General features: G+C 65.9%; 17 protein-coding genes, 1 tRNA gene and 1 other RNA gene. 8 read left to right on the top strand and 11 right to left on the bottom strand.

Going from position 1 to position 24,375, the window contains the following annotated elements; translation table 11 throughout:
- The first annotated feature begins 99 nt into the window (after nt 1–99).
- Entirely contained in the window at nt 100–1,281 is a 1,182-nt protein-coding gene (gene rpoD / locus HPY83_09495; GenBank protein ID NPV08179.1) for an RNA polymerase sigma factor RpoD, read from the top strand.
- Nucleotides 1,282–1,592: 311 nt separating this feature from the next.
- Here the strand turns inward: rpoD and gyrB are convergent, their stop codons facing one another.
- Both gyrB and HPY83_09485 read right to left on the bottom strand, forming a co-directional pair.
- Nucleotides 1,593–3,527: a DNA topoisomerase (ATP-hydrolyzing) subunit B gene (gyrB, locus tag HPY83_09490; GenBank protein ID NPV08178.1), complete on the bottom strand. Its 1,935-nt coding sequence runs from the start codon at nt 3,525–3,527 to the stop codon at nt 1,593–1,595.
- Nucleotides 3,524–4,495: a hypothetical protein gene (locus tag HPY83_09485; GenBank protein NPV08177.1), complete on the bottom strand. Its 972-nt coding sequence runs from the start codon at nt 4,493–4,495 to the stop codon at nt 3,524–3,526. The genes gyrB and HPY83_09485 overlap by 4 nt, the downstream gene beginning before the upstream one ends.
- Nucleotides 4,496–5,550: 1,055 nt before the next feature.
- Between HPY83_09485 and HPY83_09480 the strand changes: the two genes are divergently transcribed.
- The 5 genes from HPY83_09480 (at nt 5,551) to HPY83_09460 (ending at nt 9,079) form a co-directional block, all read left to right on the top strand.
- Nucleotides 5,551–5,636: transfer RNA gene (locus HPY83_09480), tRNA-Ser, on the top strand.
- Between the two features lie 53 nt (nt 5,637–5,689).
- Nucleotides 5,690–5,952: signal recognition particle sRNA large type (gene ffs / locus HPY83_09475), an RNA gene on the top strand.
- A 331-nt stretch (nt 5,953–6,283) separates the two neighbouring features.
- A complete protein-coding gene (locus HPY83_09470) occupies nt 6,284–7,213 on the top strand; it encodes a hypothetical protein (GenBank protein ID NPV08176.1) in 930 nt (309 codons plus the stop codon).
- Nucleotides 7,213–8,121 carry a ribosomal RNA small subunit methyltransferase A gene (rsmA, locus tag HPY83_09465; GenBank protein ID NPV08175.1) on the top strand — a complete coding sequence of 303 codons (909 nt, stop codon included), beginning with the start codon at nt 7,213–7,215 and terminating at the stop codon, nt 8,119–8,121. Before HPY83_09470 ends, rsmA begins: the two co-directional genes overlap by 1 nt.
- Nucleotides 8,108–9,079 carry a GNAT family N-acetyltransferase gene (locus HPY83_09460; GenBank protein NPV08174.1) on the top strand — a complete coding sequence of 324 codons (972 nt, stop codon included), beginning with the start codon at nt 8,108–8,110 and terminating at the stop codon, nt 9,077–9,079. The genes rsmA and HPY83_09460 overlap by 14 nt, the downstream gene beginning before the upstream one ends.
- A 78-nt stretch (nt 9,080–9,157) precedes the next feature.
- On the opposite strand, the gene HPY83_09455 is transcribed toward HPY83_09460, so the two are convergent.
- From HPY83_09455 to HPY83_09440, 4 genes are all read right to left on the bottom strand, one after another.
- A complete protein-coding gene (locus HPY83_09455; protein ID NPV08173.1) occupies nt 9,158–9,733 on the bottom strand; it encodes a hypothetical protein in 576 nt (191 codons plus the stop codon).
- Nucleotides 9,734–9,968: 235 nt separating this feature from the next.
- Nucleotides 9,969–10,997 carry a dihydroorotate dehydrogenase-like protein gene (locus HPY83_09450; GenBank protein NPV08172.1) on the bottom strand — a complete coding sequence of 343 codons (1,029 nt, stop codon included), beginning with the start codon at nt 10,995–10,997 and terminating at the stop codon, nt 9,969–9,971.
- 29 nt (nt 10,998–11,026) lie between these two features.
- On the bottom strand, nt 11,027–14,638 hold the full coding sequence (gene nifJ, locus HPY83_09445; GenBank protein NPV08171.1) for a pyruvate:ferredoxin (flavodoxin) oxidoreductase: 3,612 nt from the start codon (nt 14,636–14,638) through the stop codon (nt 11,027–11,029).
- Between the two features lie 125 nt (nt 14,639–14,763).
- Nucleotides 14,764–15,015 (bottom strand): hypothetical protein, encoded by a 252-nt coding sequence (locus HPY83_09440; protein ID NPV08170.1) that lies wholly within the window; start codon nt 15,013–15,015, stop codon nt 14,764–14,766.
- 596 nt (nt 15,016–15,611) lie between these two features.
- On the opposite strand from HPY83_09440, the gene HPY83_09435 reads away from it, so the two are divergent.
- Nucleotides 15,612–16,706, top strand: coding sequence for a geranylgeranyl reductase family protein (locus tag HPY83_09435; protein ID NPV08169.1), 1,095 nt, complete (start codon nt 15,612–15,614; stop codon nt 16,704–16,706).
- Here the strand turns inward: HPY83_09435 and HPY83_09430 are convergent.
- The 3 genes from HPY83_09430 to HPY83_09420 form a co-directional block, all read right to left on the bottom strand.
- A complete protein-coding gene (locus HPY83_09430; GenBank protein ID NPV08168.1) occupies nt 16,692–17,639 on the bottom strand; it encodes a sugar kinase in 948 nt (315 codons plus the stop codon). The genes HPY83_09435 and HPY83_09430 overlap by 15 nt on opposite strands.
- Nucleotides 17,640–17,664: 25 nt before the next feature.
- On the bottom strand, nt 17,665–19,197 hold the full coding sequence (gene xylB / locus HPY83_09425; protein ID NPV08167.1) for a xylulokinase: 1,533 nt from the start codon (nt 19,195–19,197) through the stop codon (nt 17,665–17,667).
- Nucleotides 19,198–19,387: 190 nt separating this feature from the next.
- Nucleotides 19,388–20,449 (bottom strand): hypothetical protein, encoded by a 1,062-nt coding sequence (locus tag HPY83_09420; GenBank protein NPV08166.1) that lies wholly within the window; start codon nt 20,447–20,449, stop codon nt 19,388–19,390.
- Nucleotides 20,450–20,849: 400 nt separating this feature from the next.
- On the opposite strand from HPY83_09420, the gene HPY83_09415 reads away from it, so the two are divergent.
- The gene (locus HPY83_09415; protein NPV08165.1) at nt 20,850–21,278 is read left to right on the top strand and encodes a response regulator transcription factor; all 429 of its coding nucleotides are present in this window, start codon (nt 20,850–20,852) and stop codon (nt 21,276–21,278) included.
- A 41-nt stretch (nt 21,279–21,319) separates the two neighbouring features.
- On the opposite strand, the gene HPY83_09410 is transcribed toward HPY83_09415, so the two are convergent.
- Together HPY83_09410 and HPY83_09405 are read right to left on the bottom strand one after the other, a co-directional pair.
- Nucleotides 21,320–21,973, bottom strand: coding sequence for a response regulator transcription factor (locus HPY83_09410; protein NPV08164.1), 654 nt, complete (start codon nt 21,971–21,973; stop codon nt 21,320–21,322).
- A complete protein-coding gene (locus HPY83_09405; protein ID NPV08163.1) occupies nt 21,970–24,225 on the bottom strand; it encodes a GAF domain-containing sensor histidine kinase in 2,256 nt (751 codons plus the stop codon). Before HPY83_09405 ends, HPY83_09410 begins: the two co-directional genes overlap by 4 nt.
- Nucleotides 24,226–24,375: the final 150 nt, after the last annotated feature.

Genomic DNA, 24,375 nt, shown 5'->3' with positions numbered 1-24,375 from the left:
ACTCGTTCTGATTTCTTCTGGTGGTCATTATCAGCGTAGTGATGCCCGGGCGTTCGGGAGTGATTTCGCTTTCTACACAGTTATGCAGAGGAGCGCGAGATAGTGCTACAACTCACCGCTGACGAACACGAGGCGATAGTCCAGCAGCTTGAACTCCGGGCGAAAGAGCAGGGAAGCCTGGACTACGACGACGTTCTCGAGGCCCTACCCGAGCTAGACGAGAGCGGGGAGCAGGTTGACTGCATCTTCGCCGCCCTCGACGACCGGGGAGTAGCGATATCGTATCGCAAGGCCGATCAGAAGGACGAATGGCTGGCCAGGCGCCTGAGGGCCCGCGTCAGTACTGAAGAGGACGAGGCCCAATTGGCTGGGCTGGACACCAGTGACGCCGTGAGCCTCTACCTGCGCGAGATAGGCCGTGTTCCCCTGCTCACGGCAGAGGAGGAGGTGGAGCTGGCCAAGCGGATGGAGGAAGGTCGCTTCGCCACCCGCAGGCTGAGCCGGGGCGGCCTCCCTGAGGAGGAAGTGCAGCGGCTAAAGGCGATCTCCTTCCGAGGCCACCAGGCGGAGCAGCACCTCATCAAGGCCAACTCCCGCCTGGTCGTCAGCGTGGCCAAGAAGTACATGGGCCGGGGTGTTCCCTTCCTCGATCTCATACAGGAAGGCAACATCGGCCTCATCCGCGCTGTGGCCAAGTTCGACTACCGGCGCGGGTACAAGTTCAGTACCTACGCCACCTGGTGGATTCGCCAGGCGGTGACTCGCGCCATCGCTGACCAGGGGCGCACCATCCGGGTACCGGTGCACATGTGCGAGCAGATCAACCGCCTGGCCCGCGCCACCCGCAAGCTGGTCCAGGACCTGGGTCGCGAGCCCACTCCCGAGGAACTGGCCGACGAGATGGAGATGCCCGTCGCTAAGGTGGAGCAGATCCTGAAGGTGGCCCAGCGGCCGCTATCGCTGGAGACTCCGGTGGGCGAGGAGGAAGATAGTGCCTTGGGAGACTTCATCGAGGATGGGGACGCACCCAGCCCGGTGGAGGCCGCTTCGGTTAGTATGCTCCAGGATCACCTGGAGGACCTCTTCAACAGCCTGACTCCTCGCGAAGTGAAGATACTGCAGCTTAGGTTCGGCCTCATTGACGGCTACACTTACACCCTGGAAGAGGTGGGGCGACGGTTCGGCGTCACCCGGGAGCGCATACGGCAGATTGAGGCTCAGGCACTGCAGCGGCTCAAGCATCCCCGCCGTTGCCGCCGCCTGAAAGAGTACCTGACGTAGCTCCCGAGGGCGGGGTGAATCCCATGCGCGAATCCGCTCCAGGCTGAGCCCCGGAACTAGAGCGAGGCGAAGCCGACCCTCTGGCCGGCCGCCAAAGGTATCAGCCCGCTCACAGCCGGCCCTTCGCCCTGCACTGGCCCGACCATTCATGATCGGCGGGGCCGCGGATCCGCCTAGCTCTCCCCACTCTTAACTCATGCGACGCACCAGCGCCGAACGCGGCCACGACTCTGTGGCCGCCTTCGGCGCTCGGCCTTCAGGGCCCTGGTGACGCCCGCCCCAGCCGCAGCGGGGCGCCATCACGGGCTGACCTAGACGTCCAGGTTCCGTACCTGCCGGGCGTGCGTCTGGATGAAGCGCTTCCGAGGCGCCACCGCCGATCCCATGAGCATGTCGAAGGTGCGATCGGCAGCCGCAGCGTCCTCGATGGTAACTTGCAGGATGGTGCGGGTCTCAGGGTTCATGGTTGTCTCCCAGAGCTCGTCCCAGTTCATCTCACCGAGACCCTTGTAGCGCTGGACCGCCGTCACCTGGCCGTCCAGCTCCTTCAGCAGCCGGTCGTGCTCCTCTTCGCGGTACACGTAGTAGTGCTTGTTCCCCTTGGCCACGATCCGGTAGAGGGGCGGCTGAGCGATGTACAGGTGCCCCTCCTCGATCAGCGGCTGCATGTAGCGGAAGAAGAACGTGAGGAGCAGCGTTCGGATGTGCGACCCGTCCACGTCCGCGTCGCACATGAGAATCACCCTCCCATAGCGCAGCCGCGACATGTCGAAGCTATCGCCGATGCCGCACCCCAGGGCGGTGATCAACGCCCTCACCTCGTTATTGTCCAGTATCTTGTCTAGGCGAGCTTTCTCTACATTGAGGATCTTGCCCCGCAGAGGCAAGACAGCCTGGAACCGCCGGTCGCGCCCTTGCTTGGCCGTGCCACCGGCGGAGTCGCCCTCCACCACGTACACCTCGCACAGGCTTGGGTCGCGCTCCGAGCAGTCTGCCAGCTTGCCGGGCAGAGCCATGCTCTCCAGGGCGCTCTTGCGGATGACCAGGTCGCGCGCCTGGCGGGCCGCCATCCTCGCTCGCGCCGCCGTCAGGCATTTGTCGATGATGGCGCGCGCCTCCCTGGGGTTTTCCTCCAGGTAGGTAGCCATGGCTTCCGAGACCACCGTCTCCACGTGGCCGCGAACTTCGGCATTGCCCAGCTTGGCCTTCGTCTGGCTCTCGAACTGGGGGTCCGTTAGCTTGACGCTGACCACAGCGGTGAGACCCTCCCGGACGTCGTCTCCGGTCAGGTTCCCCTCGGTATCCTTCAGGCAGTTGTTGCGGCGAGCGTAGTCGTTGAGGGTGCGGGTGACGGCCGAGCGCAAGCCAGTGAGGTGGGTACCCCCATCCACCGTATTGATGTTGTTGGCGAAGGAGTAGACAGACTCGGAATAGCCGGTGGTGTATTGAACCACCGCCTCCACCAGAGTGCCGTTGATCTCCCGTTCCACGTAGATAGGTTGGTGCACCACCGTGCGGTTGCGGTTCAGATACCGCACGAAGGACGAGATGCCGCCCTGGAAGTAGTAGGTGGCCTCCCGCCCGTCCCGCTCATCCAGAAGGCGGATGCGCAGCCCCCGGGTGAGGAAAGCCATCTCCCGCAGGCGCTGAGTGAGGGTCTCGAAACGGAAGTCTATCTCGGCGAAGATCTGGGGATCCGGCCGGAACCGAGTGGTAGTCCCAGCGCTGTCTGCGGGTCCGATGCGCTCCACCTCGGTTACCGGTTCGCCCCGCTCGTAGCGCTGGCGGTAGCTATACCCGTCCCCTTCGGGTGAGGACGTCACTTCCATCCATTCGGACAGGGCATTGACAGCCGAGACGCCCACACCGTGCAGGCCCGAGGCCACCTTGTAGCCGCCCCCGCCGAACTTCCCCCCCGAGTGCAGGATGGTGTGCACCACCTCTAGCGCCGACTTGCCCGTCTGAGGCTGGATGCCCACCGGGATGCCCCGACCATTGTCGGATACTGTGACTGACAGGTCCTGACCAATCACAACCTCGATGCGGTCGCAAACGCCTGCCAGTGCCTCGTCCACCGAGTTGTCCACCACCTCGTAGACTAGGTGGTGCAGGCCCCTCACGTCGGTCGACCCGATGTACATGCCGGGCCGTCGGCGAACCGCCTGCAGGCCCTCCAGCACCTGGATCTGGTCGGCTCCGTATGCCTGCCTCTCTACCGTTGCCAATCTAGCAACCTCCCTGATCATAGCGCCCTACGACCGCTACCAGCCACCCTTGCCATCAGCGCCTCATAGCGGTCCCGGTAGAACACGAAGCTCGCCGCCACCAATCCACTGCCGATGAATGTGTTGCCGCCCATGGCCAGCGCTGGTCCCAGGGGCACGCTGACAGCCACCCACCGCCAGACAATGGAGAAACCGGCGGCCAGCACATTGAGCAGCACAATGAGACCCAACGCCGACCAGAAACTGGAGCGCACCACAATGATGCTGTTGAGCACTGCTCTCTGTAGTCCGATCTCCTGCAGCACCATGGCGTCCACCACGAAGAACAGGTAGAAGAGCATCCAGAGCCCTACCCATACGGCCAGGATCCCCAGTAGACTGAGCGCCAGAGCGGCGACCGTGGGGCTGATCAGAGACATCAATGAGACCAGCAGGCTCACAGGAACCGCCACTCCAATGGCGATCGCTACCAAGGCCAGCGCCGCCAGCACCAGCCTCCTGCCATTGGCCCAGGCCTTGCGGGCCACCAAGGGCGCCCCCAGCTTGTGCCCTTGCACCGCGGCGGCCACAGCGGTCAGATACACAGCTGCGATGAGCAACCCGACCAACCCCAGCGCCACAACCAGAGACAGAGCCACAGGTAGCTGAGACACCTCGATGCTTCCTGCCGGTCGCCACATGCCGTCCGGGATGCCCCCGCCCAACAGGCTTGGTATGCCCACGACGCTGCTGGCCAATAGGCCCAGGAGGTTTGCCTCCTGGCCCAAACTCAACAGGGCCTGCGTGATGACCTCCGCCGACTCGGAGGGTTGCACGCCACCGGCCGTCACAGAGCGAGCTAGGGTGCCGGCCAATCTCGTCGCCAGCGGCTCTACCGACAGCTGCGGAGAGAGCCAAAGGAAGAGATCCACCAGTACGGGCACCAGCATGATCACCGGCCGCCGCCTGACCACCGCCAGGCCCTCGGAAATGGAGTCGATTACTCCCATGCCAACTGCGCCCCTGGATGAGTGCTGCAGAAACTGCGCCAACACTTCATTATACCACCAGGAACGCACCGCGGCGAACCACCGGTAGGCGCGCGCTAGCACATTTGTTCTATTCTATCACACCCTGCCGACGACCGCCACCCCCTGGGTGGGAGCGCTCGTCGGAGATAATAGGTAGCGGGAGCCGGGCGAAAGCCGTAGGCCCACAGGTGAGGTACGGTCCTGGCTACGGTCCCTCCGGTCTCGCTGTATCCCGCGTCGTCCCTGTAGTGGCCTCCGCGTCGCCCCTTCGGCAGTCGCGGGGCCGGCTCTGAGCGTCCACAGAGGGTCTCCACCCGCAACCCGGAGATGCCTCACTGTCGCTCGGCATGACACTGCCGAGGGCAGCGTCGGTGCTCGCCGCTCTCCTGCTTCAGCGTCTCCCTGCGAAGAGCGCCGCCTCAGCGACAAACCACGACCTGTCCTGTCTTGTCATTCCGAGCGACAGCGAGGAATCTCAGCGCCGGCAAGCCGCTTTGCTTTCACCCCACAAGCAGAAGCCCCACCAGACGTGACGCATTAGGCGCTCGCATGCCCCCTGCCATCCGACCCTATGCGGGATACGCAGCGGGAACCAACCTGATTGGCCCAGGGGTCGACATCGAGGGGCCGAATGAGCTCGGGGGCTGTGGTTGCACGGGGCAAAGGCGCTGATGGCATCGTCACCCGCTCTCAGGGCAGGCTCTTCAGCCGGCCCCGAGGGCAAGGCACCAGCATCTCGGCAGGTTGCAGCAGCCTCCCGGCGAGTCCGTGCCAATGACGGTAGGCACTTGGAGGCACAGCGTGCATAGGCGCGCACTCTCCCAAGGTAGATGCATCGGGCACAGTCGAGAGGTGGAGGCAGGGCGAGCACCGCTTGCAGGAAGGTGTGCCCACGGTGCAGTCGGAGAGCTTCCACTAGTGTGAGCGCAGCGAAGGGCCTGAGCGGAGGCCTTGTTGGGCATCTGTCCCTCAGTCCTGAGCTGGCCATGATTGGACCCGAACCGAGCCCGCGGGTATAATGTCAAGGTAGGCACGGAGAGGTAGCGTAGTTGGCCTAACGCGCGCGATTGGAAATCGCGTAAGGAGCAATCCTTCGCGGGTTCGAATCCCGCCCTCTCCGCCTCTCTTTTCTCTTGCCTCCTCTCGCCTACTGTGTTAGCCTGGGAATTGAGACCGTGCTAGGCGGGGAACTAGCGGTGCCCTGAACCCGCAATCCGCTATAGCGGGGCTGAACCCCGCCTCGAGGCCCAAGCGAGCCGAGCCTGTCTCGACAGAGCGGCGTTGATGGCTGGGTCCTGCGCGGCGGAGGGCCACGAACCCCGTCAGGTCCGGAAGGAAGCAGCGGTAAGAGGATTCCTCCGGGTGCCGCAGGGTGGCCTGGCCTGAGTCGTTCTCCGAGGTAAGTCGGTTCCGCTGGTTCGACAGGCGGTGCACGGTCTCAACTAGCTTAGCCGAAGGTGACTGCACATACCGATTTCCTTCGGAGGTGCTGCCATCATCGCCGAGGCACCAGCGTCAACGACAGCCACAGCACCTACCGCACGCGACGCTGCCAACTCAATCAGCCCCCCCAGAGCCCAGTCGCTTGTCACCTTCTTCTTGCTCCTAAGTACTACTGCCCTCGCCGCCAGCGCCGTAGTGCTAGGCCATCTCTCCGTGAGGCAGTCTCGTCGCTGGAGCCAACCGGCTGCGCCGCTCCTCAGCCCCGCGCCTACCCCGCCGTGGGCTAATGCCCCAGCTCTCATCACCGTCCGCGCCGGCCCGCTCATGGCCACGGTTCCACTCAGTGGGCGGAGCGTCGCCGAAGGGTTCCACTCCTCCGCCCGGCTCTTCGAGGGAGACCGGCTCTGGCCCTCCGAGGGGCAGCCTCTCACTTCGGGACTGTCCGTGTGGCTGGACCGCTCCGTGCCCTTCACCCTTGTCCGCGGCGCCGAGCGGACCAGCCTCCGTGGCCGCGGGGTCACAGTGGCCGAGGTCCTTGCCAGCGTCGGCGTCTATCTCGTCGGCCGCGACTACACCGTACCCGCCGGCTGGGAGCCGCTCCGTCGCCATCAGGCCATTTCTATCTACCGCGTGACCGAGAGCATCGAGATCAAACAGGAGACCACCTCGTTCGAAACCATCTGGCAGCCTGATCCTGACCTGGAGCTGGACCACACCCGGCTAGTTCGCGAAGGGCAGGAGGGGATCCGGCTGCACCGCTATCGGGTCACGGCAGTCAACGGAGAGGAGGTAGAAAGGAGGCTGGAGGACTCCTGGATCCAGCAGGAACCTCTGGACCGCATCATGGCCTATGGGACCAAGGTAGTGGTGAGGCAGTTGGACACGCCCCAGGGTCCGGTGCAGTACTGGCGCCGGCTGCGGGTCCTGGTCACATCGTACAGCCCTAGCACGGCCGGCCCCTCGCCCTCCGCCTCCAACTACGGCATCACCCGCTCGGGCAAGCGGGCCACCACCGGCATGGTGGCGGTGGACCCATCGGTGATCCCGATGGGCACCAGCATGTACGTCCCCGGATACGGCATAGGGGTAGCCGAAGACACCGGCAACGCCATCATCGGGCGCCACATAGACGTCTGCTACGACGACCACAACCTGGTATACTGGCGCCGGTGGGTGGACATCTACCTGCTCACACCCGTGCCCCCCGAGTCCAGAATCCGCTGGGTCCTTCCCAGCTGGCCTAGAGAGCGGTAGTGGCGGAAGACACGGACTTTCCCACGCTGACTCCCGAGGCGCTTGCGCCCGCCCAACTGCTGCGCTCGCTGGATTTGGGCCCTCGCAAGGCATTGGGACAGAACTTCCTGGCGAGCAAGAGCGCCCTGCGGCGCATCCTCCTCGCCCTGGACCTGCGTCCGGGAGACGCGGTGGTCGAGGTCGGCGCCGGCCTGGGCACCCTGACCGGGTTCCTAGCGGCACAGGCGGGCCAGGTGGTGGCCGTCGAGCTGGACGACAACCTCGCCCGATATCTCGCCGAGCGCTTCCACGGCGTAGAGACAGTGCGCGTGGTCCCGGGCGACATCCTGGACCTCACGCCCGCCGAATTGCTGTCCGACGTCACGCAACCCTACAAAGTGGCGGGCAACCTTCCCTACTACATCACCTCGGCCGCCTTGAGACACATCCTTGGCTGGGACCCCGCCCCTCAGGTGATCGTGGTGATGGTGCAGGAGGAGGTAGCGCGACGGATCGTGGCTCGGCCGGGCGAGCTGTCGCTCCTGGCGCTCATGGTGCAGCTCCGCGCTCAGGCAGAGATAGCCGCCCGCGTGCCCGCCGGCGCCTTCGTGCCCCCGCCGAAGGTAGATTCGGCCCTGCTCCGGATAGTGCCTGACCCCGCCCGACGCCCCCATCCCGCGGTGGAGAAGCAGCTCTTCGCCCTAGCGCGTGCGGCTTTCCAGCAGAAGCGCAAGACGCTCCTCAACTCCCTCGCCGGCATCGTCCCTATCTCGCGGCAGCATCTGGCCCAACTACTGCTCGACCTCGGCATCAATCCGGCGGCCCGAGCTCAGGAGCTCACCACCGACCAGTGGCAGGCGCTGGCTCGGGCCACCACCGAGCGCCACCATGCCCTGCCCGACGAGGAGAGCGCCAATGCCCCAGCTTGAGTACCAGCTTCTGCCCTACCGCCAGCGCCTGCCCTCGTGTGAGAGTCTCACCGGCCTGGTACGCCTCGCCTTCGCCCAGTACGGAGGTGTCATTGACGCCGGGGAGCCGTTCCTTCGCTGGTTCCTTGCCCGGCCGGGCCTGGACCATGGTCTGTCCACGGCCGCGTGGCAAGGTGACCTGCTCGCCTCCAGCCTGTTCGTCACCCGGTGGCGGCTCATCATCGGAGGCACGCCGAGATCAGTAGGCATCGTTGACACCGTCATGACCCATCCCGACCATCGGCGTCGGGGCCTGGCCCGGGCCCTGCTTTCGCGTGCCATCGAGGAGAGCCGGGCCGCGGGCTTGGAGGCACTCCAGCTCTACACTAGCGCCGGCTCGGACGGGTACCGGCTATATTGCCGCCTGGGCTTCGTCGAGTGGGCCCGGCTTCACTGCTGGGAGCTGACCTCGGAATCGCCCCCTTCGAACGACGCTGGAGAGTGGCACCCAGCCACTCCTGCCGAACAGAAACGAGTGCGGGAGCTGCTGGGCGCCGCTTCGTCCCGGTACGACGGCGTACCTGAGGACAGCGACGCAGTCTGGCGCTGGCGCCGCCAGGACCGTCCGCCAGAGGTGGCGGCTAGGGTCTGGCTTCGGGCCAGCGGCCCCATCGGAGGCGAGACGGTGACCACGTCCGCCGTGCGCCTGACGATGCAGGGAGAACGGCTAGTACTGAGCGATCCCCTCGCGGAGGACGCGGCCGCCTTCTCCCGCCTCTGCCGCCACCTGGCTGGGAAGGCGCCCCTGGTCGCCGTCGCCGACGAGCGGGACGCGACACTCAGCGGGGTGTTGGGAGCGGCAGGCTTCGCTCGGGGGCAGGCGGAGGCCGCCCTGGTGCTGCCGCTGGCGCCCGACTTCCCCTGCGCGCCGGGCCCACGGCCTTGGTTTGCCCTGACCGAGTCCATCATCGGAGCCTAGGCGGGCACATGACGCGCGTGCCGCCCCGGCGCCGGCAGGCGCACCTTCCGCCAACAGACCGCGGCGCGAGAGCAGCGCCTATGCCTGGGGCTTGCTGACGCTCGTCTCCTCGGCTCCTTCGGGTTCGCGCCATGCCGGAGGGTGCGCCCGGTCGGCCCCAGTGATCATATTGGCCCACGCCGAAGTGCCCTGGAGTCGGTAGTCAACCGGCGGCTGGATCAGCAGCATCTCATCGCCATACACCGGCATGTCGCGGCTGCGCTCCCATGCCTGGGTCCACACGCAGCGCATCTCCGGGATCACCTCGCAGTAGCCGCCCGGCCGCACCCCGCCGCATGGGCCATTGCGCATCTTCTTCGGGCAGTTCATGGGGCAGGTCATTCCGGTGCTGTGCAGTATGCACTGGCCGCACATGAAGCAGTTGAAGAGGTACCCCTTGGCCACCTGCTCGCCTAACCGGAACAGCCGTTGGGCCAGCCCGGGGCTCACTCTACTCAGCACCGGATAGACGCGCTCCACCGCCCGACGGGTAAGATCGTAGGCCTTCTCCAGCACCCGGGGATGGTCCTTGATCCACTCGCTCCCCGGCCAACGTCGCGCTTCACGGAATGCCGGTCGCAGCTCCACCCTCTCTCCCAGACTCCCGAACCTCATTCACAGGCTAGTGAATGGCAGACGGTGGCCAGTGCATAGCCCGCGCTAGGCCGAAGCCGCGGGGCTACATCTAGCGAAGGCGACCCGTTCCGTGCCTTCAGGGCAAGCTCCGCGCCGGCTCAGAGCTGCCGGAACCCACTCAGGCAGGCTTTGCCCCGCGTAGCTCCGACCATACATGGCCGACCGGCCACTCACCCATCGGCGAACGTGGCTTCGCCAGGCTAACCATCGTCCACTAGTGTATCATCTCTCTAAACAGCTGGCCCGCCGGGTCAGGCCGCCAGGACTGGAGCACGCGCATGTAGTTGGCCCGCTCGAACGCCGCCGGGTCGCCCACGTTCCGTTGGCTCATGCTTCCGCGCATCTCAGTAACCGACTCGTAGCCCCGCTCACCCATCCAGCGGCGCAGCCCCTGCTCGATCTCAGTGAAGCGCCCAACTCCCCGCGCCAGAATCTCGGACGTCATCATGGCCACCTTGGCGCCGGCCATGATCGCTTTGGCAGCGTCTTCATGGGTATGGACCCCGCCGGTGATGGCCATGTCGGCCTCGATCCTCCCATACATGATCGCCACCCAGCGCAGGGGCAGCCGCAGTTCCGCCGACGTGCTCAGGACTAGCCTGGGCACGACCTGCAGCGCATCCAGGTCCAAGTCGGGCTGATAGAAGCGGTTGAATAGCACCAGCGCGTCCGCTCCAGCGGCCGACAGCCGCTGCAGCATGTTGGGCGTCGAGCTGTAGTACGGGCTCAGCTTGACCGCCACCGGGATGGAAACCGTCCGCTTGACCGCCTCCAGGACCTCTACCGCCATCCGCTCTACCTCAGAGCCCTGCAGGGTCACGTCCGTCGGGATGAAGTATACGTTCAGCTCCAGAGCATCAGCGCCCGCTTCCTGGATCCCCCTGGCGTTCTCGATCCACCCGCCGGTGGACACGCCATTGAGGCTGCCGATGACTGGTATGCCCAGGGATTGCTTCAGCCGCGCCACGGCGTTCAGGTACTCCTGCGGACCCACGTGGTAGGTTTTCTGCTCCGGATGCCAGCTCAGAGCCTCGGCGAAAGCCTCGGTGAAGTAGCTGAGGTAGTGGTCCAGTTGCTCGCTCTCCAGGCTGGCCTCCTCCTCGAACAGCGAGTACATCACCAGCGCCGAAGCCCCGGCATCTTCCATCCGCCGGGCTACGTCCAGGTTGCGCGACAGAGGGGACGCTGACGCCACCAGCGGGCTCTTGAGTGTCATCCCCAGATAGGTGGTGCTCAAGTCCATTGGGCCTTCTCCTTTCCCGATTGGGCGCGTCACTCCACCCCGTCCAGCCCGGCCGTCTCGTCGCTCTTCTCCAGCGCCCCCGCTTCCGCCCCCAGATCGAAGCTCATGGCGGCCAAGTGCTCGTACTTCCTCCAGCGCTCCAGGACTGCCCGCTGGGCCCGTGCCAGCAGGCGCGCCGCCTGATCCGGGTCGCTGCGGACCAGCATCCGGTAACGGTTCTCGTTGTAGATGTAGTCCTGCAGCGGGATGCTCGGAGCACGAGAGTCCAGCTGGAGCGGGTTGAGCCCCTCGTCCCGCCTTCGAGGATCGTATCGGTACAGCGGCCAGTGCCCCGACGCCACCGCCAACTTCTCCTGATCCATGCCCTGGGCCATGTTGATCCCGTGGGCAATGCAGGTGCTGTAGGCGATGATGAGCGAAGGCCCGGGGTAGCTCTCCGCTTCCAGGAAAGCCTGGATGGTCTGCCGGTCGTCGGCTCCCATGGCCACCTGCGCCACGTAGACGTATCCGTAGTTCATGGCCATCATGCCCAGGTCTTTCTTGGGCAGGGGCTTCCCACTGGCGGCGAACTTGGCCACCGCTCCCAGCCCCGTAGCCTTGGACGCTTGCCCTCCCGTGTTCGAGTACACCTCTGTGTCCAGCACCAGCAGATTGACGTCTCGCCCAGCGGCCAGCACATGGTCCAGGCCGCCATAGCCGATGTCGTAGGCCCACCCATCGCCCCCCACGGCCCAGACGCTCCTGCGCACCAGAGAGCCAGCCACGCTGAGAAGCTCCCGCGCCCTGGAGTCCCTGTGCCCTTCCAGCACTTGGCGCAGACGTGACACGCGCTCCCGCTGCGCCCGGACGCCCGCCTCGTCGGATTGGTCAGCATCCAGGATCGCCTGAACCAGATCCTCCCCCACCTCGCCCCTGAGCTGACCCAGCAGCTCGCGAGCGTACTCGTTCTGCTTGTCCAGCGTGAGCCGGAAGCCGAAGCCAAACTCGGCGTTGTCCTCGAACAGCGAGTTGCTCCAGGCCGGGCCCCGCCCCTCTGCGTCGTAGCTCCAGGCCGTACCGGGCAGATTGGCACTGTAGATGCTGCTGCAGCCGGTGGCATTGGCGATCAAGGCCCGGTCACCGAACAACTGGCTCAGCAGGCGCAGGTAGGGCGTCTCCCCGCAACCGGCACAGGCGGAGTGAAACTCGAACAGGGGACGAAGCAGCTGCACATTCCTGGTGTTGGTGAAGCGCAGGCCCACGTCGCGAGGAAGGTCGGGCAGGGAGAGGAAGAAGGCCCAGTTCTGGCGCTCCTGCTCTCGGATAGGCAGTTGAGGCTCCATGTTGATGGCCTTCCGGCCCACCGCCGTCTTGTCCCTGGCCGGGCATACCTCCACGCACACGGCGCAGCCGGTGCAGTCCTCAACCGCCACCTGCACTGTGTATCTCATGCCTTTCAGCGCCGGCTCACGCCAGCGCGCCTCGACCGACTTGAACGCCGGCGGGGCGCCTTCGAGGAGGGCCGGATCGTAGACCTTGGAGCGGATGACGGCGTGGGGGCAGTACATCACGCAACGCCCGCATTGGATGCAGACGTGGGGCAACCAGACCGGCACCTCGAGCGCCAGGTTGCGCTTCTCCCATCGGGTAGTGCCGTTGGGGAAGGTACCATCCACCGGCATGGCGCTCACGGGCAGTCGGTCCCCGTCCCCGGCCATGATGCGGCCGGTGACCTCGCGCACGAACGCAGGCGCATCCTCAGGCACCGCCGGAGGCACCTCGATGGTCCCCGTGGCCCTCTCAGGGACGTCTAGCCGGTGGAGGTGCTCCAGGGCCGCGTCCACCGCAGCGAAGTTCCTCTGCACCACCGCCTCGCCTCGCTTGCCATACGTATCGCGGATGGTCTTCTTGATTTCCTCGATGGCCCGATCAGTAAGGAGGATGTCGGTAATGGCGAAGAAGCACGTCTGCATGATGGTGTTGATACGGTTACCCATGCCCATGTCCCTCGCCACCCGGTAGCCGTTGATGGCGTAGACTTCGAGCTGCTTCTCTATGATCTGCTCCTGCACGGCTCGGGGGATGTGATCCCACACCTCGTCCTTCTCATAGGGTGCATTGAGCAGCAGCGTCGCCCCCGGGCGAGCGGTATCGAGAACACGGAAGCGCTCCAGGAACCCGAACTGATGCACCCCGACGAAATCGGCTTGCCTGATGAGATAGGTCGAGCGGATGGGCTCAGGGCCAAAGCGCAGGTGCGACACGGTATGGGCACCGGCCTTCTTGGAGTCATAGACGAAATAGCCCTGGGCGTGGTAGTCGGTGGTCTCCCCAATGATCTTGATGGAGTTCTTGTTTGCTCCCACCGTGCCATCTGAACCCAACCCCCAGAAGACGGCTCTCACCACTCCCGGCGACTCGCTATCCAAGGGACGACTATGGTCGAGGCTGGTGCCGCTGACGTCGTCCATTATGCCCACCGTGAAGTGATTCTTCGGCTTGTCTCTCTTGAGCTCCTCCAAAGCGCTCTGGACCATCTCGGGGGTGAACTCCTTGGAGGACAGCCCGTACCTGCCCCCGATGACCCGAATCGCTCGGCTCGGCTCGGCGCCTTCGGCAAGCGCGGTGACTACGTCCTGGTAGAGCGGTTCCCCCAGCGCCCCTGGCTCTTTGGTCCGGTCGAGGACTGCCAGGGCCTCGCACGTCGCCGGCAGCGCTTCCACGAAGTGGGCGGCAGAGAAGGGACGGAACAACCGCACCTTCACCAGACCCACTCTCTCGCCCCGTCCGGCCAGGTACTCGACCGCCTCGTGCGCTGTCTCACAGGCCGAGCCCATCGCCACCAGCACCCGTTCCGCATCGGGTGCCCCCACATAGTCGAACGGCCGATACTGCCTCCCGACTTGGGCCGCGAACTGCTCCATGGTGTCCTCAACGATGCCAGGGACAGAAGCGTAGAAGGGATTGGCAGCCTCCCGGCTCTGGAAGAACACATCCGGGTTCTGAGCCGTACCCCGAGTGAAGGGTCGGTCGGGCGAGAGGCCCCGGGCCCGATGAGCGCGCACCAGGTCATCGTCTATCAAGGCTCGAATGTCGTCGTCATCCAGCCGCTCTATCTTGGCCACTTCGTGCGAGGTGCGGAACCCGTCGAACACGTGCAGGAAGGGGACCCGCGCCTTCAGAGTGGCCGTCTGGGAGATCAGGGCGAAGTCCATTACCTCCTGCACCGAGTTGGCGAACAGCATGGCCCACCCCGTACTTCGGGCCGCCATCACGTCGCTGTGATCGCCGAAGATGGAGAGCGCGTGAGTGGCCACAGTCCGGGCCGCGATGTGGAACACCGTGCTCGTCAGCTCGCCGGCTATCTTGTACATGTTGGGTATCATCAGGAGCAGGCCCTGGCTGGCGGTGAAGGTGGTGGACAACGAGCCGGTCTGCAGGGCCCCGTGCACTGCTCCCGCTGCGCCCGCCTCTGACTGCATCTCCACCACCGTGGGGACCGTCCCCCAGATGTTGGTACTCCCCCATGAGCTCCACTCGTCGGCGTGTTCGCCCATAGGAGAGGACGGGGTGATAGGGTAGATGACGATCACTTCCGCTGTCTTGTGGGCTACGTAGGCCGCCGCCTCGTTACCGTCAATGGTTACGTACTGCCGTGCCATGCCTCATCTCCGGAGGTTGCTTGGACCCGCGGGTGGGGCCATCCCGCTCCGGGGGTGGCGCACGCCCTGCGGCCACTAATAATGACGTGACCGCCCCGCCGGATGGGAAGGGCGGTCCCGTTGGCTTAGCCGATCCTGGTGCGAAGCAGGGCCTTGGCCCGGTCGGCCCTACGCGTCTCCTCCTGCTGAGCCTCCTGGAAGAACCGCGCCGCCTCTTGGTCGCCCAGCCTCTCGGCGTCCTCCACGTAAGCCGCGTAGGTCTCGGCGCCCTGGAGGGCATGATAGAGAACGCTCGTCAGGCCGTAGGTGACATCCGAGGTGCCGGTGGTCTCGCCGTGACGGGGAAGACCATGTTGAGGTTGCTCGTGATGCGGCATACTGACCTCCTAACGCTATCGCTAACGACACCGCCCAAGCCGGTCCCGCTGACCAGCACGCCCGCATTATACCGACTTGCTCCAGTTCTACCAAGTGCCCCCCAAGCCGCACGCGTTTCGCTCGCGAGGCAACGCATGCGTTCGCCCCGCCACCGGGCGCAGCACTGCCCAAGGTACTCCGCATGAGGCAGTGAGAGGCCGGTGACTGCGACCGGTCGGGCCCAGTGGCAACAGGTGAGCTAAGAATGCCCACGTCGGGGCTGCGAGTCCCTGCTCAAGCGGACGCATCCGTGCCTTTGTCTTCGCATGGCGGTGGAGGTCTGGGCGCGCCTCGATCCCGCGTCGCACCCTACAGCTCCACTCACCTGTGACATGACCTTGACCGTTGCGGTGGGCAGTGGTATACAGCGTCCATTGACCGCGTCCTCGGTCAGCCGACCGGACGCCGGTAACGAGGTTGGTCTCCAGTGAACTCCCGCGTTCTGACAGCTGCACCGGTCTGGACATCGGTCCCTGCCCCAGAACTCGAGAGGGACGCCCTGGCTGAACCCGAACCCTTTGACGCCATAGTGGTCGGAGCAGGGCCGGCCGGGTGTATGGCTGCCCGAAGCCTGGCGCTAGAGGGCCACCAGGTCCTTCTGCTGGAGCGCGAGGCGCTTCCCCGTTACAAGGCATGTGGCGGCGGACTGAGCCCCAAGAGCGTGGCTCGACTGCCCTTCCCGGTGGAGGACATACCGCATCATCGCATCACCCACGTGAGCTTTCGCCTGAGGGGCACGATGCCCGTCACTTGGCCGCTGCCCAAGGGGACTCCCTTCTACAGCGTCATGCGCAGCGACCTGGATTACGCTCTGGTCCGGTCGGCGGTCGTGGTCGGCGCCTATCTCCGAGAGCAGGCAGAGGTCACCGCGGTGTACCAGCACGGGGACGGCCACCTGGTACAGACGAACGCCGGGCAGTTCCGGGCTCCGTACGTGGTCGCAGCCGATGGGGCCACTGGCCCGCTGCGGCGGCTCCTGGGGTTTCGCTACCCTCCTCAACGGGGCGTAGCGATCGAGTGTGAGCTAACGGTGTCGCCGGAGGTGCTGGAGCGCTATGCAGGCACGCTGGTGTTCGATGTGGAAGCAGTGAAGGGCGGATACGCCTGGATCTTCCCTAAGGCCGACCATCTGTCAGTCGGCGCGGGAAGTATGCACCGGCCGGGGACCTCGCTGCGCCAGCGCCTGTGGAGTTTCATCCTGGAGAACGATCTCGTCCCCGAGGCAGACCTGGAGGAACTGCACACCTACGTGCACCCCCTGCCCCTGTCCAACCTCGGGGATCCCTGTCGGAAGGGTGGTGTGCTGTTGGCCGGCGACGCCGCCGGCCTGGCCGATGGTCTCGCCGGAGAGGGCATCTGCTACGCCCTGGACAACGGAGACCTGGCCGGAAGGCTGATCGCCGAGGCCTTGCAGGGCAACCCGGCGGCACTTGATCGGTACGATGCCGAGCTGGACCGAATGGTACGCCGGGACCAGCGCTATGCCCGGGTGATCGGCGACATCGTGCGGCGCTTCCCCGATACGTGCTACCGCCTGTTCACCGGAATAGGCGAAGAACGCCGCACGCTAACTGCGCTCCTCGTGGGCCAACTGGCCTTCGCCGAGTTCTTGATGAACCTGCCTGTCCTGAGGACGCTAGGGCAGATGTGAGACGGGCGTGGTCTCCATGAAGCGGAGCGTCTCCTCCAGAGATCTCACCCCCGTCACGGCGCCCATGGCCGTCACACAGAGAGCACCCACGGCATTGGCGAACCGCGCCGTCTTCTCCAGGTCCCAGCCCTGCACCAGCCCGGTTAGGAACCCGGCCACGTAGGCGTCGCCGGCGCCGGTGGCGTCCACGGGGTCAATCACGTACGGGGGCAGCCAGAGCTCCGTGTCGCCCTGACGCACGTACGACCCTCGCTCGCCCATCTTGAGGCCTACGATGTCAACCCCATACCGGAGGAACACCTCAGCCACTTCCTCCGGCCGCTCCTTGCCCGTAATCATCTGCGCCTCAGCCAGGCTGGGGAGCATCACGTCCACGTAGGGCAAGCAGGGCTCCACCAGACGCATCCACTGCCCCCGCGCGTCCCATACGGTGTCGAACGAAGTCGTCAGACCCATCTCCCGAGCCCGGCGCAATAGGCGGGCGGTGGGCTCTCCATCAATGCCGGGCATCACCAAGGCCCCAGCTATGTGCAGTATCCTGGCCCCCTGGATGAGAGTCAGGTCCACGTCCGACTCCACCAGCTTGGCGTTGGCTCCCAGGTAGTGAAGGAAGCGGCGCTCGCCGTCTGGCTCCACCATGACCATGGTGGCAGACGTGTTCACGTCGCTCTTACGCCGCACACCGCGGGAGTCCACTCCGTACCGAGCCAGCTGGCCCAGCACAAACTCGCCGAAGCCGTCGTCGCCTACGGCACCGAGGACGCCGGCCCCCACGCCCAACTTCGCCAGGGAGATACTGGTGTTAACCGCGCATCCACCGGTGTGCAGCTCCATCTGGTCCACCAGGGTGAGGCGCCCCCTCTCAGGCAGGTCCACCACCGGGCGCGCCACTACGTCCGCTACCATGATTCCCAGACAGGCTACCTGCATCATCTCACCTCATGTTCCACCACACCCGTTACTGCACCAGGCTAGCCATGGCATGGAACTTGTCCTTCAGGGCCGAGTACAGGCTGGTGTAGATGCCATAGAAGCTCTCGTAGGCCCGAGAGTGCTCCGGCACCGGGTTGAGCACTTCAGTCACCCGTAACGTCTCCCGGCAGGCCTCGGCCACCGAACCGTACAGCCCGGCCCCCACCGCGGCCAGCAGCGCCACCCCGTAGGCCGGACCCTCCGCCACGTGCAGGGCCACCGTCTCCACTCCGAAGACGTCCGCCTGCATCTGCCGCCACAGGGAACTGCGCGCCCCTCCCCCGGAAGCCCGGATCTGGCGCACCGGCACCTGCATCTCTTTCCGCATTATGTCGAGCGAGTCGCGCAGGCTGTAGGTGACGCCCTCCATGATGGCCCGCACCACCATGGCCCGGTCGTGCCGGGCGGTAATGCCGAACAGAACCCCTCTGGCCTCAGGATCCAGCACGGGCGCCCTCTCCCCCATCAGGTAGGGAAGCCACAGCAGCCCCTCGCACCCGAGCGGCGCCTGCTCCGCCTCTCGCGCAAGCAAGTCGTACGGGTCGGTATCCAGCCAGCGGGCGGCAGCCACCTCGCACTCGCCGAAGTTGTCCCGAAACCAGCGCAGCGACAGCCCGGCACCCTGCGTCACTCCCATCACGTGCCACTTGCCAGGGACAGCGTGACAGAAAGTTTGCAGCCGGCCCCGATCGTCTCTTCGAGGCTCGTCAGTGAAGGCAAAGACCACGCCGGAGGTCCCGATGGTCGAGGACACGATCCCCGTCTCCACGATCCCGTTACCCACAGCGCCCGCCGCTTGGTCTCCTCCTCCCCCTACTACCGGGAGGCCTGGCGGCAGGCCCGTCTCCTGGGCAGCCGCGGCAGTCAGCCTTCCCGAAACCTCGGGAGACTCGAACGCCCTGGGCAGCAGGTCTCGGTCCAGGCCCAGGTCGTCCACTACGTCCCAGGCCCAGTCGCGCCCTTGCACGTCGAACAGGGAGGTGCCCGAGGCGTCAGAGACCTCGGTGGCGTACTCACCGGTAAGGCGGAGACGAATGAAGTCCTTGGGCAGAAGGAACTTGCGCGCTCGCTCGAAGATCTCCGGCTCGTTGTCCCTGATCCACAGAAGCTTCGGGGCGCTGAACCCGGTGAGGGCCGGGTTGGAGGTGCGCTCGACGAGACGCTTGGCCCCTATCCGCTCCGTGATCCAGTCGCACTGTGCCTGGCTGCGCTGATCCGCCCAGATGATGCTCCGCCGGAGGACATGGTTCTGGCCGTCCAGCAACACCACCCCGTGCATCTGGCCCGAGAGCCCGAGGGCACGCACTTCAGCTGGGTCGGCCCCAGCGCGGGCCATAACCTGGCGGACGGCCTGCACCGCCCCGGTCCACCAGTCCTCCGGCTCTTGCTCCGCCCATTGGGGCCGGGGCTGGTAGAGAGGGTACTCGGAGGTAGCGGACGCTACTGGAGCACCATCCTCCTGGATGAGGAGGGCCCGCGCGCCGCCGGTGCCAATGTCCACGCCAAGCAGGTATGCCATGACAGTGCCTCCGTCTAGAGGGAGAGCTGTAGCCGCCGCCACCCATCGGTCACCGGAGAGGCCGACTTCGGCCGCCACAGCAGGCCGATTCTAGCACGCGGCCGTGGCCCGTCAACGGCGCCCGGCGCCCTGGACCCGAGGCACCGGGTGCTGCCGGCGCGTCGGCCGCGCCGGAGGCGACGCCAAACCCCTAGCCGGCGATGGGTGTCCGGCCCTCGGTGTTGCACACCCTCAGAATGGTCTCGTAGTTGCCCTGCCATCGTCCGGGCGGCAGGTCCTCGGTGATCCCGACTATGAAGCGGTCGCCCGGTGCCGCCTCTCTCAGCATCTGCCGCGTCATGTCGGCGATGTCTTCGTGGCTCTGAAGGTGGACCGACGAGGGGAAGTTGATCCACAGTGTCTTGCCTGGCCAGGCTTCCCTCGCCTCCCTTACCGTCATGTCGGTGTCGGGATACGGGGTGAAGGCCTCCACGTAGTCCATCCGCGAGCGAGCGATCCCCGGGGCCAGCAGGCGGGTGTTGGCATCGAAATGCACTCCCATCAGCTTCCCATGGGCCTGCAGCACCTCGGCCGCCTCCTCGTAGTGAGGCAAGATCATGGTCTCGAACCGCTCTCGGCCCACCACCTCCGGGCTAACGTTCCCCCCGTAGTTCACCGTGTGGGCCGGGGAATGGGCCACCACATCGTAGATCTTCCGCCTGTCCTCGATCAGGGTCCGGTATAGGCTCATCAGCCGGTCCCGGTTCTCCGCCCATTGGATGGCGAACTCGGTCACTCCCATCAGGGTGTAGATGATCTCTTGCAGGGGAGAGTAGCCGATGCCGGCCCGAACTGAGGCGTCATCTCCCATGAGGGCCTGAAGCTCAGCGAATTCCGCGTACCGGGGCTCGTAGCTGCGGTCTGCTATCATACATTCCAGGGCGGCATAGTCATCCGGGCCGCTGAAGAGGCGCTTCTCATGCCAGTGGGTGAAGTCGGCCGGGCGGTCCACCGCCGTCAGCGTCCCCTCAGGGGTCCTCACCTCTGTCCGCACCCGATCTATCCCGTCCTCGCCCACGTACTGGGTGCGCTCGACTTTGACCTCATGGTAGACGACACGGAAAACCGAGCTGCGCTCCACGATGCACAGCCCCTCGTTGCGGAGGCGCCGCTCGGCCGCGCTCTTGGGGAGCATGCACTCGTAGACCGTGAAAGGAACCGCATCCGGCATCTCGCCCCTCAGGGCCGCGTCCACTCGCTCTCTAGGCGTCACGCCATCCTCCCGTGCCCCCTATGCTGCGCCAAAGAGTAGGCAACCCCGGCCCCGCTGTCCAGCCCCCCATGGGTCTCGACTGGGCAGCAGCTCCCGCCCCCACCTGCCGCGAGGGGCAGAGGGCAAGCCGCCGCTCCAAAGCAGCCCGAAGTGTCCAGGTCTCCCGACAGACCAGGGGCAATACCGGCTGTAGACTGCACCGCAGCGAACGCCGCTAGCAGGTGCCAAGGCGACACCCTGGTGGAAGGCAGACCATCGTTCGCGGTCCGGCCGCGCCGGCCAGGGGATGGCTCGGCGAAATCCGTGTCGCCAGCGTTGGGCGATGGCACCTCAGGCTACCCATGCCACCCAACTAGCGGGCTGGGGCCGCTGAAGAGGCCGACCCTTAGGAGCGCACCGGATGACCGAGCCTATCACCATCATGATCGTCGACGACCACGTCGGCGTGCGCGCCGCTCTGCGCAGCCTCCTGGCACTCCAACCCGATATGAAGGTGGTGGGAGATGTGGCCGACGGCGCCGAAGCCCTGGGGTTGGTGCAGCGACTGCAGCCAGACGTGCTCATCATGGACGTCGTGATGCCGCACGTAGACGGGATAGAGGCCTCGCGCCGCATTCGGCAGCTCTGCCCGTCCACTCAAGTAGTGATGCTCTCCATGCACTGCACTCCCGAGTACGTCCAGCGCGCCCTGGCCGCCGGCGCCAGCGCATACGTAGCCAAGGAGAGCGCCGGCACTGAGATCGCCACCGCCGTGCGTACGGTGCACGGCGGTGGGCACTACCTCAGCCCCAAGGTGCAGCGCGGTCTGACTCCGTCTGCCCCGCTCTGAGAGGAACGAGAGAGCCGTCCGGGTGACCGGCCCGGGCACACTCAGCCGTCCAACGAGATCACCCCGTGGCGGATAGCGAACTTGACCAAACCGGGCACGTCGTGCACCCCCAGCTTGTGCATAAGACGACTGCGGTACGTGTCCACCGTCTTGGGAGACAGGAAGAGCCGCTGGGCGATCTCGGCCGAAGAACGGCCTTCCACCACTAGCTGAAGCACCTCCCGCTCGCGATCGCTCAGCCGGGCCAGGGGGCTGTCCGCGTCCGCCGCTTCCCGGTACCTCACGTAATCCTCGGTGATGGCGTCGCTGACCCTCCGACACAGGTAGCGCTCCCCCAGCGCCACCGCGCGCACGGCGTCCACCACTTCGGCACCTGCCGACTCCTTGAGCAGGTAGCCGCGAGCTCCCGCCTGCAAAGCCCGAAAGACGTGCTCGGACGAGGAGTGCACCGACAGGATGATCACTCGGGTGTCAGGAGAGACCTGCGCCACCTGGCGAGCAGCTTCGATGCCGTTGAGCACCGGCATGGCGATGTCTACGACGGCCACATTCGGCCTCAGCCGGGCGATCTCCTGCACTGCCTCGCTGCCCGTAGCCGCATCCCCCACCACTCGGATTCCCGGGTGCGCCTCCAGCAGCGACCGCAAGCCGTCCCTCACCACTGCGTGATCGTCTGCCAGGTAGACGCTGATCACCGGGCTATCTCCATAGTGACTCGGGTCCCACGGCCGCGCTCCGACTCCAACCGGAACGTGCCCCCCACCGCCGCGCAGCGCTCGGACATGGACAGGAGGCCCCACCCCCCGCCCTCGGTGCGCGCTCGCACCGCCTCCGTGTCGAACCCCACTCCGTCATCTACGATCTCCAGTCGCACCACCCCACCGCTCTCCTGCAGGCTCACTCTGACCTCGCGCGCCGATGCGTGTCTGGCCGCGTTGGTGAGAGCCTCCTGGGCCACCCGAAACATCGCCGTCTCCACTGCATCCGGCAGCCGGGGATCAAGATCAGGGCCCTCAACCCGGACCACCAGCCCGAACTGGCTGGCAAGACGCTCTCCGTACCAGCGCAGCGCCGCCTGCAGGCCATAGTCATCCAAAACGGGTGGACGCAGAGCCGACATGACGCTCCGGATGGACTCAGTAGTCTCCTCCACCAGCGCCAAGGCGCGGTCCAGAGCCGTCACCGCGGACTGACAGGCGTCCTCAGGCAGGTACATGCGCGCCAGGTTGAGGCTCAGCCCGAGGGCGGTGAGGTTCTGCCCCACCTGGTCGTGGAGCTCCCGCGCCAGCCGCTGCCGCTCGGCTTCCTCGGCCTCGGCCAGCCGGGCACCCAGGGCCGCCAGCTCGTCGCGCTGCCTCTGAACCGCCTGGAAGAGAAGCGCGTTCTCTATGGCCTGCCCGATCCGGCCCCCCGCCGCCTCCGCCAGAGCCAGATCGTCGGCCGTCAAGGGGCGATCCACCGGCCTCCCACCCAGGGCCATGGCGGCGATCAGGCGATGCTCGGTCCACACCGGGATGAGCAGCCCTTCAGAACCCCAACTCTCAGCTAGCCGGCTATGCCCGTCCGGGCACAGGTGCTGGAAGTCCTCCAGTCGCAGGGTGACCGGTCTTCGGTGGTCGGGCGCACTCCGGAACACTCTGTCCACAAACTGGGCCGCTGAGGGTGATGTGAGCATCCGAACCCAGCCATGGCTCAGAGTGAACACCGAAGCCTGACTGGGCTCCGCCCATCGTTCCAGCACGAACACGGCCCCCAGTCGAGCGTTCAGCGCCGCCGCCACCAGCCGGAGAGATCTCTCCTGGACTTCCTCCGGGTTCAGCGAGCCGGTCAGAGCCTGGTCCAGCCGATTGACGGTACGCAAATGATCCGCGTGCAGCGCGGCTTGGAACAGGTGGGCATTGTGTAGCGCCAGGCCTACCTGCTGGCCCACTGCCAGGGCCAGAGCCGTATCCAGGACCGGTGGGCGCCCGGCACGCCAGGCTATGTGCAGCGCCCCCAGAGTGCTGTCCCCGGCCCGCAAAGGGACGGTGACGTGCTCGTTGATGCCCTCTTCCTCCAGCACATCCGCTGGGAGGACGTCGCACCTGTCCACTGAGAGCAGGCCGGCCTCCCGCCCCTCCCCGTAGAACAGCGACCGTAGCAGCGGACACCGGGCGCATGGCAGTGCCTCCACCGCCTCGATGAATCGCTGAGACATCCCCGACGAAGCAGCTAGACGCGGCGTGTCATCCGCGGTGGCACCGGGTAGAGTCACCCAGCCCGCATCGGCGCCAAAGTGACAGAGGACGGTATCGAGAGCCACCAGCAGAAGCTGCGTCGGGTCCATCGAGGACGCGGCAGCCGAACTGACGCGGTACAGAGCGGACTGCTTCTCCGCGTAGCGTTTGAGTTCCTCCACTGACTGGCCGTGCGTGAGGGCTACCGCAGCCAGCTCCCCGAATGCCTCCGCCGCCTGGGCGTCGCTCTCCTGGAAACCTCCCGGTTTGTTGGCCAGCCCTAACAGGCCCACGGCCCGCCCTCCCGACATCAGGGGCACGAACATAACATTATCCAAGGGGCAGTGGCCTTCAGGAACGAGGCCGTACCACGGGCTATGAGCGAAGTCGTTGTGCCAGATCGGCACCCCCGCCCGAACTGCCTCTTGGCGCATGCCTCTGATGGGCATGGGCACGCTCTCGTCAGCCAGACACGTCAACCCGCCGGCATCCACAAACAACAGCGAGTTGAACTTGGAGTCCGGAGTGAGCAGGGCTACGTACCCGGCCGTTGCCCCGGTGACCGACTTGCAGGCATCGAAGATGGCGCGGGCAGCGTGCTGGAAGTCCGGCTGGCCTAGGATAGACCGGGCCGCGGCGAGCAACGCCTGGAAGTCCGACTCGCGCCCGCGCCACATCCCTGGCCCGCGTAGGCCGGCAGTATCTCTGAGGCTGCGCGCACCGGCTGGCATGATCCTCGGACCTCCATGGCTTGCATTTCACCGCCCATGCGTGCGAGAGAGCGCCGAAGGGCTCCAGGCATGAGCAGTAGGCTGAGCCTGCTTCTCAGAACGGCCTCCCTTCCGGCGTGGGCATTCTATCACACCGGCGCCGCCACTCAA

The organism is Anaerolineae bacterium (assembly GCA_013178015.1).
In the GTDB taxonomy this organism is placed as follows: Bacteria; Chloroflexota; Anaerolineae; order DRVO01; family DRVO01; genus Ch71.
Note: the sequence above shows the minus strand (reverse complement) of the source record. Positions and strands in the feature narration are given on the sequence as shown.